The sequence below is a fragment of the Pedobacter sp. UYP30 genome (assembly GCF_040547165.1).
In the GTDB taxonomy this organism is placed as follows: Bacteria; Bacteroidota; Bacteroidia; order Sphingobacteriales; family Sphingobacteriaceae; genus Pedobacter.
This window is the reverse complement of sequence record NZ_JBEPPD010000003.1, coordinates 252,967-268,786: the sequence shown is the minus strand read 5'-3', so window position 1 is coordinate 268,786 and position 15,820 is coordinate 252,967. Positions and strand designations below refer to the sequence as shown.

Sequence of the window (15,820 nt, the reverse complement as noted above, 5' to 3'; positions counted from 1 at the left end):
GTTTTACAATAAATCTATTTGTAAACAGTACCTAATTTTACTCAACAAGAATTTTACCTTGCTTAACTACTTCTATATTAAATTATTTCTTTCACAGCCTTTTCTTAATTTTATCAATTAAAGCTTTGTCAACCAAAAATGATAAGCATATTATAAAATAGATAAATAAAATAAGCGAAGATCCGGCCAAAAAATTTGTAACTCTGCTGAGTTCGAACCAACTTACAGCGTATGTGCCTAGAAAGCCCGCCAATCCCGCAACAAAAATAATGGGCACAACATCTTTTACTTGTTTATAAAATTTGTATTCCGTGACTACATTTACATAAAACATATTAATAATACATCCAATAAAATTTCCGGCGACGATAGAATAAAGCAAGATGGTAAGGTTATATCGAACAAAAATGATTACTAAAATAAACTCAATCGCTTTTTTAATTAGTTCAGACCGTAAGATTATTTTACCATGACCGGTAGCCTTCAAAATATTTCTACTTACGGTATCGATGATCATTCCAAGCGAACTCAAGCATAAAATTTTAAGCATTGGGGCAGAATTAGACCATTGCGATCCAAGAACAATATTTACTATATCTCTTGAGAAAAAAAAAAGTATTGCAAAAAAAGGAAATGAAACAAAAAGAATAATCTTCATTAACTTGGAAGACTCAATGGCAAATCTTCTACTGTCCTCCTCTTTGCTTAACATTGGAAAAACGACGTTATCGCCAATCGCTCTAAAAATACTAATTGGGAAGTCAACTAATTTTTTAGCTTGGTAATAAAAGCCGGTCGTATTTAAACTATAGACTTTAGCTATTACGGAAGACATGCCTTCATTATACAAAACGGTGAGAAGGGAAGAAGCAAATAGGCGACTTCCAAAACCATACATTTCTGAAAAGGAACTCTTGACGAACTTTAGTTTTGGATAATATTTTACAGTAAAAAATATAAATATAAAATAAAACATATTGTAAAATAGCTGCTGGAAAACCAAAGCCCATACGCCAAACCCTTTATATGCAATGATAACAGCAATGATAACGGATAAAGAAAGCGCAGAGATACTAATAATTGACTGCTTTCTAAAAGCCAGTTCTCTAATTAAGTGTACTCTTTGGGTTAAGGTCAGTGCAACGATGATAATATTTAGCCCCACTGCGCGCGTAACTGGACTAAGTATAGGATTATTATAAAACTTTGCAATCAGGGGTGCTGTTAAGAACAAAATTATGTATAGAATTATGCTACAAACTACATTGAAGGTAAAAATGGTATTGTAATCTGCGTCTGACACAGTTTTCTTTTTGACTAAAGCACCTCCGAAACCAGACTCAACAATCATTTGAGAAAATGAGACAAAAACTGCCAAAACACCTATTACCCCAAAGTCTCTAGGCGTTAGAAGCCTGGCTAAAACAAGTGTTGCCAAAAAATAAACACTGCTGTATCCAAATTTTTCGAACGCTACCCAAAATAAACTGGTGGCTACTTTTGACTTAACAATACTTTTAAACATCTCTTGAGCTTTTTACGACTTTCCCTGGAATTCCCACTACCACAGATCCTGCCGGGATATCTGAAATTACCACGGAATTTGCACCAATAGATACATCGTCTCCTATAACAATTCCACCCAAAATACACGCACCACATCCAATAAAAACATTCCTCCCAACTATCGGCGTTCCTCTATTATTTCTCCCTGCTATTGAAACATTTTGATATATTTGAGTATTTTCGCCTATAATAGCTTTTGGATGAATTACCACACCTAATCCATTATGCTTTAAAATAACTCCCTTTCCCAGTTTTAAACTTACCGGAAGATCGCAAGAATACACGATTCTAATGTAGCGCATCAATAGCCCTGGTAGAAGAATAATTTTTTTATCATTCAATTTCTCCATTATTCTATAAATACGCATCAAGGAACTCTTCTCCCTCGCTAAAAATTTAAACATATTAAGATGCTTGTAAAATCATTATATGTGTGCACATCAATTAAATTTACATACGAGCTCCAGCTTCATCATTAAAGATTACAATTTTGAGTCGCACTCTGGCAGAATTCCCTTCACATCGTAAACAATGGCCTTGTCTTTTTTAAGCTGATCCAAATTAAGGTTTAAAAATTCCTTATGGGCAACGCCTAAAATGATGGCGTCAAATCTCTCCCCTTCGACAGGCTCAGGATGACAAATTAAGTTATATTCATGTTTTACCTCTGCAGGATTGGCCCAGGGATCATAAATGGTTACGCTTGTACCGTAATCTTCTAATGCCGCGATGACATCTACAATTTTTGTATTCCGAACATCTGGACAATTCTCTTTAAAAGTAATGCCCAGCATTAAGATTTTAGCATTGTTAACCGGAATGTCTTTTTTTATCATACATTTTACCACCTGAGCCGCTACGTATTGACCCATAGAATCGTTCAGCCTTCTGCCAGCTAGAATAATTTCAGGATGATAGCCATATTCCTGCGCCTTTTGAGCAAGGTAGTAAGGATCGACGCCAATGCAATGTCCGCCAACCAAACCCGGTTTAAATGGTAAGAAATTCCACTTGGTTCCGGCAGCTTCTAAAACGGCATGTGTATCAATATTCATTAAATTGAATATTTTTGCAAGTTCGTTTACAAAAGCGATGTTGATGTCTCGTTGAGAGTTCTCAATTACTTTTGCAGCTTCAGCAACCCTAATGGTAGGAGCTAGGTGGGTGCCTGCAATAATGACAGATTTATACAACTCATCTACTACTTTCCCAATTTCTGGCGTAGATCCAGCAGTTACCTTCAAGATTTTTTCTACCGTATGCTCCTTATCTCCGGGATTGATTCTTTCTGGCGAATACCCAGCGTAAAAATCAACATTGAATTTTAGTCCAGAGACTCTTTCCAAAACAGGTACGCATTCCTCTTCGGTAACGCCAGGATATACTGTCGATTCATAAATGACGATATCCCCTTTTTTCAACACTTTACCTACGGTCTCGCTTGATTTGTATAAAGGCGTAAGGTCGGGTCTGTTGTTTTTATCTACTGGCGTAGGTACCGTAACGATGTACACATTACAGCCTTCGATATCACTTAGCGTGGCAGAACAATACAAACCATTATTTTCAGAGGGCTTATCTACCAGTACGGCTTTTAATACTTCATCCGAAACTTCTAGGGTCGCATCGCTACCGGCATTTAAGCCGTTTATACGATTTTGATTAATGTCAAAACCAACCACTGGATATTTAGTTGCGAACAATCTGGCTAAGGGTAAACCAACATAGCCCAATCCAATAACGGCTATTTTTAATTTTTTTTCTGGTAACATAAGTAGTATTTAATGAGGAGTTATCCCCTTCCTATTTTTGATTTTTGCTTAGCAATTGTTTAATTTCAGTCGCTACTCTTAATTGTTTGACCTGCCACAGGCAATTTAACTATTGTGCTTCGACAAGCTCAGCATGACAGGCAGTAATTTATTTCAAGTTTTCCCAATACCAGGCTAGTGCTTCTTTTAGCCCTTCTTTAATGGTGTGCGAAGGCTTGTAACCCAACAGTTTTTCTGCTTTTTCTATACTTGCTAAAGAATGCGGAATGTCGCCAACTCTGTTTGCGCCATATATCACTTCTACCGTCGCAATTTTTTCATCATACGCAGTCAAGTCTTCTTTGATGTATTGAACGAGTTGATTCAGCGTGGTGCGATCCCCGACCGCTGTATTATAGACCGTGTTAATTGCTTCTTTATTTGTGGTTAACATCGCACGTTCATTCATTTGGATGACGTTATCGATGTAGGTAAAATCTCTAGAATAATCTCCTCCTCCATTAATTATAGGACTTTCATAAGCCATATACTGCATCACAAACTTTGGAATTACTGCTGCATAAGCGCCTTGTGGATCTTGCTTTCTGCCAAATACATTAAAATAACGTAGCCCAATACATTCTAGACCATAAGTTTTGGAGAAAATTTCTGCATATAACTCATTTACATATTTGGTAATGGCATAAGGAGATAGGGGTTTACCGATTACGTCCTCTACCTTAGGCAAAGCTTCAGAATCTCCATAAGTAGAAGAGCTTGCAGCATATATAAAGCGTTTCACGTTTGCGTCTTTTGCAGCCACCAACATGTTCAAAAATCCTGACACATTCACGTCGTTAGTGGTAATGGGATCGTTGATCGATCTTGGTACCGAGCCAAGCGCTGCCTGGTGCAATACGTAGTCCATTCCTGCAACTGCTGTTGAGCAATCGGCTATCGAGCGGATGTCGCCTTCGATTAATTCGAAATTTGGATTATTCAAAAAAGGTTCAAGGTTATGCCTGTGCCCCGTGGCAAAGTTGTCCAACACACGCACCTTGGCCTGTTTATTTAAAAAATACTCAGTCAGGTTAGAGCCAATAAACCCTGCCCCACCTGTAATTAAAATGTTTAGCCCTTTGCAGTTTGCTGCGTCTTCTTTCTTGGTATCTGTCATGGTAAATTGGAATCTACTAAAATCTCTTGACTATGTCTTTTAAAAAGCTACCCAGCCCAACCTTGGTTTTCGCGGCATCATCAGAATAATATCCATAGCCATAGCCATTACCGTAGCCGTAGCCGTATCGTCCACCCATTTTCACCCCGTTTAATACTAGGTTGAGTTTAGGGAATTTTTTACCCTGATACAGTTGCTCTAAATTTCTGATTTGATGTTTAAAGGTAACGTCTTGACGAACCAGATAAATGGTGGCGTCTGTCAATCTAGCTAAAATTTGTGCATCGGTCACCAAACCTATGGGCGGGCTGTCAATCAAAATTTCATCAAAGTTAGCCCTTAAATAAGTTAAAAGGTCGTCTATTTCTGACTGAATTAACAACTCAGCTGGGTTAGGAGGAATAGGGCCAGACCCAATAACATAGAAATTTGGATCTATGCTGGTTTGTTTAACAATATCTTCAATGCTTGCCTTACCAATCAAGTAATTGCTCAATCCAATCTTATTTTTCAAATCCAAATACTTACTTACCTTGGGTTTGCGTAAATCGAGTTCTAACAAAACTGTTTTCTTGCCTGCAATGGCCATGGCTGCTGCGATGTTGGAGGCCACAAAGGATTTCCCCTCGCCACTCATGCTCGAAGTGAACAGGGTCACTTTCCCAACACCAGGTTGTTGCTTGCCATGTAAAAATTGCATGTTGGTTCTAATGGCCCTAAATTGTTCGGCAATCGCCTTTCTACTATTTCCTGTAACCACAATGGCATTCGACCCATCTTCATACAGGACCTCCCCTAAGAGCGGTGTATTTGTTAATTTGGAAATATCCCCAGAGGTTTCCACTTTATTATTTAAAGCATCTTTACCGTACACGTACCCCATTGGCAGCAAGAATCCCAAAACTAAAGCAGCTAAAAAAACTAATTGTTTTTTTGGTTTAACAGGGATGCTGTCACCATAAGCTGGATCTACTATTCTACTGTCAGCTACCGCGGATGCATAAGACAATGCCGCCTCCTCCTTCTTTTGCAGTAAATACAGGTAGATGGTCTCTTTAATGGATTTCTTGCGTTCCAGACCTATCAGCTGGCGCTCTTGGCCAGGTACTTTTTTGATGGTCCCCTGAATCTGAGAGCCAGTCCCTTCTAATGATTTTTTAGTGTTGGTTACACTTTCATAAATGTTTTCTACACTCGCCTTGATACCGCTGCGTAAAGTTTCTATTTGGCTCTCGATGGGTAAAAGTCGTGGGTTATTTTCGCCTGTGGTGGCGATAAGGTTGTCTTTTTGCAACTGTAATTCCCCCAATTGATTGATTTGCGCCAATAAGGTTGGGTCTTCAATGCCCAAAGTACTTGGCAGTTTTTCTCCCGGGCTGTTTGAATTTACATATCGCCGAATGTCTTCTATTACAGAAAGTTTTAGATTTACCTCGCTCAATTTGGCATCATTTGCTTTTACATTGTCTAAAAAGACACTCGCATCGCTACTCAAATCGGTTAGGCCGCGTGCACTTTTATAACGCTCTACGTCCTTTTCTGCATCATTTAGTTCTCCACTAATCAATTTCGCCCGCACATCTATGAAATCCATCGTGCTTTGCGTGGTACGGTTTTTATCGGCCAAGGCTGCTTCATTGTAGACCTGAACCAAGGTGTTCAATACCGCTTTTCCTCTCTCCACAACAGTAGTTTCGAGAGTTAAATCCAACACTGTGGATTGTTTACTCGCTACCGCAACAGTTAGGTTTTTCAAATAATTATCAATTACTATCTGTGGGTCATTGATGCTGAGAAAAATAGGATTCGACTTTTTAGTCATCCAGTTGTTAAAATTTTGATTGGGCTCTATTTTGAAAATACCGAAGATGTTTTTTTGGAGCGAGTCTAATATGCCCGTAACTTTTTTACCACTTTCTGGTTCTACCAATTGATAGGTTTCTAAAGTGGGAAAAGTTAAATTTAAGGTGGTGCCATACCAGAGGCTATCCATTTGCACCACCCCAATGTCTACAGGTTTGTTTTTATATATGTCTGGCTTAATTACCCTACCCTCTACATGATAACTGAGCGTGAGGTTTAACCGCTTGACTACCCTAGACATTAAGGTTTTAGATTTTAGTATCTCGATTTCATTGTCTACCGTTTTGGAGCTGCCGAATATATCGAGGTCAGACAAAATATCACCTCCTGGTGTAGGGGAGTTTTTTTCGTCTTTGATGAGCAACACACTGTTCACCGAATAAACCTCTTGCGTATACCGCAAGTAAAAAAAAGCCGCGGTTAAGCAAAGTAATACACCCACTACAAATACCGGCCAGTGGTATAGGTATTTGTCAAAAATTTCTCGAAAGTTGATGGCTTGGTCTTCGTCTTCTACCGTGTTATTGAAGTTAGCGTCGTTTGTCGTATTCATTTTAGGCTATAAACGGGTGATCAATAAGGCAATTACGGACAGGGCAGAGATGATGAGGCTTGCATTTCTATATTTAGAATCTACACTGGCATATTTAGCAGCGCTGGGTGTTACCACCAAGACATCGTTGTTTTGCAAATAATAATAGGGAGAATTGAGCAAGTCTTTGCTTTGTAAATTCAATCGAATTTCGTGCCTTTTACCCTGGCTTTCTCTCAACAACAACACGTCGTTTCTTTTTGCAGTAATAGTTAGATCGCCGGCCAAGCCTAGAGCTTCTAGCACGGTAATACGTTCGCTTTGCACTGGATAAACTCCAGAGCGCGCCACATCGCCCAATACAGAAATCTTAAAGTTTACCAAGCGTAAATTTACCACTGGCTTGGTTAAGAAGCCGCCTTCTTGTAATTTATCGGCAATTAACTTTCTAGCTTCTACGGTGCTAAGGTCTAAAACGCTTACGGCGCCCAGATAAGGCAATTGTACGTTGCCTGTCTGGTCTACAATAAAGCCATTTGGCGAAGCATTGGGTACTGCGCTGGTACTGGTTTGCGCAGTACCTATGTTGCCTAAATTAAAATAAGCATCAGACTGTGCATCTAAACTGCTTACCGTAATGGATAAAATATCGCTTTTTTGAATCTTCAAAATACTTTGGTTTTGAATTTCTTCTGATACATTTCCGCTTTGAGGCAGGTCTGTTAAATACGGGATGGTTTCGTATTTAATGCCACAACTGCTTAAGAAAAGCACCAAAATGGCTAGGTAAATTATTTTATTCATAGACTGGGACTCGAAGCTTAATTTTGCAAATGTAGTAATAAAATGTCATGTGAGTGTTAACTGTTGTTATTTTTAGTGAAAAGAGGCGGGAGGAAATAGGTCAGCAATCAGAAATCAGCAATCAGATATTTATTGATAAGTGCTGGGCAAGCGCCGTAAATTACTAGAGCGGCCCTATCTGGAAGAATAAGGGGAAAGAAGTAAAGACTGCGTGCAGCTAAGTGCTACGTTGTAAATTATCCGTTTTAAGTTTCGATTGCTCGCCTGGCCACCTCGGTAGGGCCCCGTCCTCCTTCCTAAATCGCCACGTAGAGCTCGCGCCTGTTACCTTAGATCTCACTCACAGATTGTCTCGTTGAGGGTTGATATATTTAATACAAATCAATATAAGCGACGCTTTGGTTTAAACTCCCTATAGCCATCCCGCTAGACCCGGCCTAGCAGCAGTTTGGAGGAAAAAACGCCGAAAACCGATTTGCAGAGGCTTTCAAAAGGCACTGTCCAAAAGAATTTGCAGCCTGTGGGTAGGCGATGAGTGACAGAGAGAGGCCTCAAATTATTGTGAAAAACGGTTTGGCGAATTTTTACCCAAAGAGGTGCAAGCCTTGATGTTTTGCTACTTTTTCATCAAGAAAAAAGTAGGACTCCCGTCCGGATAGGACAGCGTTGGGTATAGCGGTGGTCGTTTTTGACAAGGCTAAAAGGAAAGATTAATAGAAAAAATTAATTAATTGACAGTAAATAACGTCAATGGTAGCCTCCCGAACGGTCGGGACAAGTAGTCGAAACGCGTAATTGGGAAGGCGGAAGTCAGAGGTCGGAGGTCGGAGGTCGAAAATTTAATGAGAAGTGCTTGGCGGGCGCGGTAAACTGAGGTTTGATTTCTTTTCGATAAACCAGTATGGATAAAGACTGGGCGGAGATAAGTACTACGTTGTATTTATACGTTTTAAGTTTCGGTTGCCTGCCTGGCCACCTCGGTAGGGCCCCGCCCTCCTTCGTAAATCGCCACGTCGACCGCGCGCCTGTCATCCTAGATTTCTCTTCCGCAGGTTGCCATGTTGAGCCTCCCGAACGGTCGGGACAAGTAGTCGAAACGCGTAATTGGGATGGCAGAGGTCGATGTTCGGACATTTAATGAGAAGTGCTTAACGGTGTTGTAATTTACTAACGTTTCCATAAATCAGCTTTATAAGCCAGTAATAGGATGCAGAAACGAATTCTGCGCCTGAGTCTGCAAGATAGCCAAATTTTAAAATCATTCATATCAAGATTTTATTTTTACATTTGCGAGCAACTTAAATTTAACACCTTGTTCAATCAATTTAGCATCGTCCCACGCTGGATTATCTTTCTACTAGACATCATCATTTGCACGTGCTCGATGGTTTTTGCCTATAGCCTTAAACATAATTTAGACTTTACTGCGGTCAATATATTCGAGCTCTCCAGAAATCTCTTAATTTTTTGCATAATCAACCTGGCCGTTTTTACCAACATTAAAACCTACGCTGGGATTATTAGGTACACCAGTGCACAAGATTCCTTTCGCATTTTGTTTTCTGTGATTATAGCCAACGGCACCTTCTTTATTTTAAATTTAGTTTACATAACATTTACTGGCCAATCTTTAATTCCAAACACGGTGCTCATCACCACGGGATTGACTAGTTTTTTGCTGCTGATTACCTACAGGGTATTGATCAAATATTTCTTTTTGTATGTTAAGAACTTAAAGCTCGACAAGAAAAAAGTTATTGTTTATGGAGCTGGGGAAGCTGGCCTGGCAACCAAAAGAACTTTTGACCATGATGGAACTGTGCACAAGAACATCTTTGCTTTTGTAGACGATGATGATCGCAAAGTGGGCAAAACCATAGACGGCGTAAAAATTTTAGATGCAAAGAAACTGGAGGCCTTGATTGAAGAGCATGAGCCAGACGAAATTATTTTTGCCACTTATACGCTTCCTGCAGATAGAAAAGATCAGATTGTAGACTTGTGTTTAGCAAAGCACATTAAAGTGTTAAACATTCCGCCTTTGGATGTTTGGGCAAATGGCAAACTTCAACCTGCCCAGATCAAAAAAATAAACATAGAAGACCTGCTAAATCGGAAAGCCATTAAAATAGACATTGAGGGTATAAGCAACATGCTTCGCGACAAGCGTATTTTAATAACTGGTGCTGCTGGTTCTATTGGCAGCGAAATTGTGCGACAATTGGCCAAATTTGATGTTGGCCTAGTGATTCTTTGCGACCAAGCTGAGTCTGCCCTGCACGAACTGTATCTTGAACTGGAAGAAAACAATAACAGCAAAAATTTCCATCCCTTTATAGGAGACGTAAGAGACGGGCAGCGTATGGATACCTTGTTTAAAAATTACAAGCCGCATTACGTATTTCATGCAGCGGCCTATAAACATGTGCCTTTAATGGAAGACAATCCCGCCGAGGCCGTAAAAGCAAATGTGCTGGGTACTAAAACCATTGCAGATCTATCTGTAAAATATGGTATTCAGAAATTTGTGATGATCTCTACCGATAAGGCGGTGAACCCAACCAACATTATGGGAGCTTCCAAGCGGATTGCTGAGATTTATGTGCAGTCTTTGAATAATTCCATTCATAAAGAAGGGTATGTCTTTCAAAATGGGCTAGACTACATCAATGAACTGGAGGTTAAGCCTGTAACCAAGTTTATTACCACCAGATTTGGCAATGTGCTTGGATCAAATGGCTCGGTGATTCCTAGATTTAGGCAACAGATTGAAAAGGGAGGCCCGTTAACAGTCACCCATCCAGAAATTACCCGTTATTTTATGACCATTCCAGAAGCTTGTCGCTTGGTTTTAGAAGCAGGTTGTATGGGTAAGGGCGGCGAAATTTTTGTGTTCGATATGGGCAAAAGCGTTAAAATTGTGGAGTTGGCAAAAAAGATGATTCGTTTGGCGGGGCTAGAACCTAACATAGACATCAACATTGTATTTTCTGGCTTACGTCCGGGCGAGAAACTATTTGAAGAGTTGCTTAACGACAATGAAAATACCATGCCTACACATAATGAAAAAATTATGATAGGAAAGGTACGTGAATATGTGTTCGAAGAGGTGGAAGAGCAACTTCAGCAATTGATATATGCGGCCCAAAACCACAACGACAGGCAGGTTGTGGTAAATATGAAAAAGATTGTACCCGAGTTTATAAGTAAGAACTCAGTATTTGAGGAGCTAGATCAATTAAAGTAGAATAAGGGGATAGGTATTAGGGGATAGGTTTTGGGGTGTAGGTATTGAGCTTAAAGTTGGGTACACTGCTAAAGAGAAATCACTTGGGTAAAAACCTAGCGCTGACGACGACGTAAAAAAATTATAGAAACTGGAAACCTTGCAAAACTGCATCGTTTTAGCCAACGAAGAAAACCAATGAAGAAACTTTTAATTATTGCTGCTATAGGGTTAGTAGGATTAACCGTTAACGCGCAGCAAATTACACCTTATAGTTTTTATCAATATCAAAAACTAGGTAAGCAACTCTATAACATTGATACTCGCCTCCACACTTCTATAAAGCCCATTATTGGCGAAGATACGCTGGTAAACAACTCGCTAGATTCTTTAATGGCAGTTGGAACTGAAAAAACCTACAACAGCTGGGTGTTGCGCAAGCTCTTTAATGAACACTTAGTCTCTATACAAAAAGAAGATTTTAACGTATACATCGATTTTCTTCCTGATTTTATAATAGGAAAAGACGTGAGCCATAAAATTACCACCTGGACCAATACCCGCGGCTACCAGGTGATGGGGAATATTGGCAAGAAGTTCTCTTTCTATACCAGTGGTTTCGAAAATCAAGCACGGTTTAACGATTACCTGACCAAATACATAGACGCCAAAGGGGTGATTCCGGGCATGGTGAACGATAAATTTGGCGCTTCCAAAACCACCAAAGATTGGGCTTATGCTACCGCAATACTAAATTATAGATTAGATAAGCATTTTTCTTTTACGCTGGGTAACGATAAAAATTTTATTGGCGATGGCTACAGGTCGATGTTGCTCTCTGATGTTTCTGCTGCCTACCCATATTTTAAGGTAAATGTTAATTTAGGCAATGTGCGCTATATGGCGATGTGGGCGCAATTTCAAGACCCACTTTCGCCAGCACTTTCTTATGCCAATGGTTTTAGGAAGAAATGGGGGGTATTCCATTACCTAGACTGGAATGTGAACAATCGCTTGTCGGTTGGTTTTTTTGATTCTGTAATATGGCAAGGCGCAGATGAGTCTGGCCGTAGGGGTTTTGATGTGAGCTATGTAAATCCATTTATTTTCTTGCGTACCATAGAGGGCAAGAATGGCTCGCCGGATAATGCACTTGTTGGTTTTACAGGAAAATATAAGGCATTTAAAAACGGAACTGTTTATGGTCAAATTGCCATTGATGAGTTTACCGCGAAAGAAGTATTTAAAGGAGAAGGCTATTGGGCCAATAAATTTGGCTACCAATTAGGACTAAGAGGTTTTGATGCCTTTAAAGTGTCTAACTTAAATTATTTGGTAGAATTTAACACCGCTAGGCCATTTACCTATTCGCAAAGAAGTTCTCTATTGAATTACGGAAATTATGCTGAACCGTTGGCACACCCACTTGGCGCTAATTTTAGGGAGTTCTTAACCATTTGGGATTACCAATTGGGTAAGTGGAACTTGTACGGCCAGGCGAACTATGCCAAATATGGATTAAATGTTGGCACCTTAGATTATGGAAAAGATATTAATCAGTCTTACGATGACCGTTTTCAACGTACAGGCTACAGAACGGGAGGTGGTTTAAAAACCGACTTTTATTATATTGAGGGCAGGATTGCGTATGTCATCAATCCGAAATATAATTTGCGCTTAGAATTAGGCGGTGTCATCAGACAAGAAAAGAACAGTTTGGGCACTGACCGCACCAACCAGATTACTTTCGGTCTAAGAAGTACTTTTAGGAATATTTATAAGGATTTTTAGAAAGAGCGCGTTGAGGAGGCAACTGAGAATAGGTTAGAGATCAGAAGTCAGACATCAGACATTTATCGTTCAAAAAAAATCAACGCGAAAATAACTTGCATTTTATGCTTTGAGTTTTTTACTTCATAAGTTGTCGCATTGAGGTTTAATATATTTCATATAAATCAATATAAATGACGTTTTTTATGCAGTATAGCCCTCTCGCTAGTCTCGGCCTAGCAGCAGTTTGGAGGAAAAAACGCCTAAAGCTGCTTGCAGAAACTTTCAAACCGCATTGTCAAAAAAGAATTTGCAGCCTGTGGGCATGCGATGCGCGATGGAGAAAGGCCTCAAATTATTGTAAAAAACGGTTTGGCGAGTTTTTACCCAAAGGGCTGCCAGCCTTGATTTATTCACGGGTTGTTGTTGATTAAATGCGTTCATGAGCTCGCAGAAAATGCTCGGTTTTGCTACTTTTTTATCACGAAAAAAGATTGAAGCCCGTGCGGCTAGCACAGCGTGAGATAGGGCGGAGGTCTTTTTTGGTAAGGCCGAACGAAGGGATAGTAGAAATCAAATAATAGTATAATTATCTGCTAATTAATTGATTATAAATAACGTCAATGGTAGCCAGTCGAAAGGTGTAATTGGGAAGTCGGAGGTCGGAAATGAGACACTTACGGAGAAGTGCTTGGCAAGCGCCTTAAACTACTAGGGCGTAAAGGTGGATTAAGGAACAAGGAGTAAAGACCGGGTGCAGATAAGTGCTACGTTGTATTTATACGTTTTAAGTTTTGACTTCTCTCTTGGCCACCTCGCTAGGCTCTGCCCTCCTTCGTAAATCGTTGAGCCTCCCGAATGGTCGGGACAAGTAGTCGAAGACTTCTCAATAATCAAAACCTACAAAATAGTTATCCTTCGACAAGCTCTGGATGACACCATTTCGTAGGTTTCTCCTTAACTTTATGACATTGGAGCCAGTGGCAGATATTGAAACAAGTTCAGCATGACCGTCTTATGTTATCAGTCACCCTGAACTCGTTTCTCATAACTAGGCCCTGTGTCTTTTCGATAAACCATTGTGGATTAATCACACGCTGCACGCGTGCGCTAAATCAGGCTGAGAATAAAGACTGGGCGCCGAAGACTGAGATTTGCCTGTCTTAGCCAAAGCCTAGCAACCCAAGGCCTAATACCGAAACCCTCACCTAATCATTTGTATTCTTATTTCGCAGCCGATACCAAGCTAAATTAAAAGCAATTACCAGATGATTTAACAGGTTTGGGAAAAACCCATAATACTTTTTAAAAATCTGATAACGCTCCATCAAACTTTCTCGGTGTTTCTTTTTGCTAACTCCGCCAACCAGATACTTAGCCACATAGCCATCAACTTTGGCAATGGTCTTTGCCTTTTTAGCCGCCTTTAAAATCCAATCTATGTCTGCACTATATTTGTAAGAAACATCAAAGGGCTCAATTATGGCTTTGCGCAAATAAATGGCTTGATGGCTAATGCTCATGCCATATTTAAAACTCCTCCAAGTAAATTTTTCTGGCACTTTATGCCTCCTCCTACCCAAACTCTGCCAATCGTCGTTGTACATTTCGGTTTCGCCATAGTAGATATCTGCATCTGGTGCAGATGCGAAAACACGCTCGACCGTTTGCGGTTCATAAATTTCATCGCCCGAATTCATAAACAACACGTAATCGCCCGTGGCAAGTTCCAAACCTTTATTCATCGCGAAATAAATGCCTCCATCTGGTTCGGATACAATTTTAGAAAGGGCTGCTTTATATATTGAAACGACCTCCATTGTGCCATCTGTAGAACCTCCATCAATTATGATGTATTCTATGCCTTTGAAAGACTGGTTTACAACAGATTTGATGGTTCGTTCTATATCTCGAACATTGTTATAGATAATGGTAATGACAGATAACTTTGGCAATGGGTACAATTTAAATGATTAGACAGGATAATGGAGCGCTAATTTAAGCCTTTTAACTTATTTAAGAAATCTACAAACTTAGCATCAGAATAATCTGCCATGCCTTCATGCCTAAAAGACAACCTGCCCTGCTTGTCAAAAATAACCGTAGTTGGTAATGTGCGCTCAAAAACCTTTGTCGGGATGTCGCTTTCGAGCTTGTAGATAGGCAAATCATACCTGTTACGCCGCATAAACTTTGCCGACTTATTCAAATCTCCATCGGCATCGGCAAAAATAAAAACAACATTTTTGTCTTTCTCAAATTGTTTATAGAGCTTGCTTAATCCGGGCATTTCGGCCCTACATGGTGGGCACCAAGTCGCCCAAAAGTTAAGTAAGATTACCTTTCCTTTTAAATCTCCTAGATCTAGCAATTGGCCTTTTTCGTTGCTAAAAGTGATGCCTGCTAAATCAGTAGAAACTAATGCTGTTTGCGCTATTTTTGGAGCAAACAATCCCGTTTTCATCAATCCTTGCAGCATAAGTGCTTTTGCCGAAGGAACGAACAAAACAATCAGCACAAAAGAAAAGAAAACAATAGTTAAACCGTTTTTCTTTAAAAATTTAAAAACCATGACGTATTACTTAGCAAAAACCATTCCCCCCTAATTGACGGCGATAAACTTACGGTCATAATGTGGCATTTTGATGCCAAATTCGTTGCTCCACCGCTCTCTAACATAAATAAGTCAATATATTGTTACGATATCGGTTGCTTTAACCCAAAAACATTATCTACCTTTGCAAAGGTGAGGAGACACAGAAAGAAAGTACGCAAAATCTTATCAGCTTTTATGTTGGCTGTTTTTGCAATTGCTTTAACTCCATGGAGTGTGTTGCACCATGATGAAGTTGTGCCAGATCCACCAAAAGAGGCGCATTGTACGCATTTAAGCCATGTGCAAGCACACGCGGCCGATTGTTTAATTTGCAAGGCCAGCTTTACCAAGCATTACACCTCCACACACCATATTTATAAAATTTTTCTGTCTGTTAAGATTTTCTGTCCGGCAGAACCAGTTTTTCCAAGTTTTTACACCAAATTAATTGAGACCAGTTTACGCGGTCCGCCTGTAGTGTAGTTTACCTAACTGAGCAAAATTCTGCTCAAATTCTAATTTTTCTTTTACGTTT

The 15,820-nt window shown here is 39.7% G+C and carries 11 protein-coding genes; 3 read left to right on the top strand and 8 right to left on the bottom strand.

What is annotated here, in order from left to right; translation table 11 throughout:
- Window positions 1-91 precede the first annotated feature (91 nt).
- The 6 genes from ABIB40_RS05475 to ABIB40_RS05450 form a co-directional block, all read right to left on the bottom strand.
- Complete coding sequence (locus ABIB40_RS05475) at window positions 92-1,525, bottom strand: lipopolysaccharide biosynthesis protein (protein WP_354356800.1); 1,434 nt, start codon at window positions 1,523-1,525, stop codon at window positions 92-94.
- Complete coding sequence (locus ABIB40_RS05470) at window positions 1,518-1,970, bottom strand: serine O-acetyltransferase (protein WP_354356798.1); 453 nt, start codon at window positions 1,968-1,970, stop codon at window positions 1,518-1,520. Before ABIB40_RS05470 ends, ABIB40_RS05475 begins: the two co-directional genes overlap by 8 nt.
- A 78-nt stretch (window positions 1,971-2,048) precedes the next feature.
- Complete coding sequence (locus tag ABIB40_RS05465) at window positions 2,049-3,338, bottom strand: nucleotide sugar dehydrogenase (RefSeq protein ID WP_354356796.1); 1,290 nt, start codon at window positions 3,336-3,338, stop codon at window positions 2,049-2,051.
- A 148-nt stretch (window positions 3,339-3,486) separates the two neighbouring features.
- Window positions 3,487-4,494: an SDR family oxidoreductase gene (locus ABIB40_RS05460; protein ID WP_354356794.1), complete on the bottom strand. Its 1,008-nt coding sequence runs from the start codon at window positions 4,492-4,494 to the stop codon at window positions 3,487-3,489.
- Between the two features lie 16 nt (window positions 4,495-4,510).
- Window positions 4,511-6,910 (bottom strand): GumC family protein, encoded by a 2,400-nt coding sequence (locus tag ABIB40_RS05455; protein WP_354356792.1) that lies wholly within the window; start codon window positions 6,908-6,910, stop codon window positions 4,511-4,513.
- Window positions 6,911-6,916: 6 nt separating this feature from the next.
- Window positions 6,917-7,693, bottom strand: a complete 777-nt coding sequence (locus ABIB40_RS05450; RefSeq protein ID WP_354356790.1) for a polysaccharide biosynthesis/export family protein — start codon at window positions 7,691-7,693, stop codon at window positions 6,917-6,919.
- 1,312 nt (window positions 7,694-9,005) lie between these two features.
- Between ABIB40_RS05450 and ABIB40_RS05445 the strand changes: the two genes are divergently transcribed.
- The gene (locus ABIB40_RS05445) at window positions 9,006-10,940 is read left to right on the top strand and encodes a polysaccharide biosynthesis protein (protein ID WP_354357034.1); all 1,935 of its coding nucleotides are present in this window, start codon (window positions 9,006-9,008) and stop codon (window positions 10,938-10,940) included.
- A gap of 177 nt (window positions 10,941-11,117) precedes the next feature.
- Window positions 11,118-12,710 carry a gliding motility protein RemB gene (locus ABIB40_RS05440; protein ID WP_354356788.1) on the top strand — a complete coding sequence of 531 codons (1,593 nt, stop codon included), beginning with the start codon at window positions 11,118-11,120 and terminating at the stop codon, window positions 12,708-12,710.
- Between the two features lie 1,187 nt (window positions 12,711-13,897).
- Here the strand turns inward: ABIB40_RS05440 and ABIB40_RS05435 are convergent.
- Both ABIB40_RS05435 and ABIB40_RS05430 read right to left on the bottom strand, forming a co-directional pair.
- Window positions 13,898-14,644 (bottom strand): glycosyltransferase family 2 protein, encoded by a 747-nt coding sequence (locus ABIB40_RS05435; RefSeq protein ID WP_354356786.1) that lies wholly within the window; start codon window positions 14,642-14,644, stop codon window positions 13,898-13,900.
- Between the two features lie 38 nt (window positions 14,645-14,682).
- The gene (locus tag ABIB40_RS05430; protein ID WP_354356784.1) at window positions 14,683-15,261 is read right to left on the bottom strand and encodes a TlpA family protein disulfide reductase; all 579 of its coding nucleotides are present in this window, start codon (window positions 15,259-15,261) and stop codon (window positions 14,683-14,685) included.
- Between the two features lie 60 nt (window positions 15,262-15,321).
- On the opposite strand from ABIB40_RS05430, the gene ABIB40_RS05425 reads away from it, so the two are divergent.
- On the top strand, window positions 15,322-15,768 hold the full coding sequence (locus tag ABIB40_RS05425; protein ID WP_354356782.1) for a hypothetical protein: 447 nt from the start codon (window positions 15,322-15,324) through the stop codon (window positions 15,766-15,768).
- The last annotated feature ends 52 nt before the right edge of the window (window positions 15,769-15,820 follow it).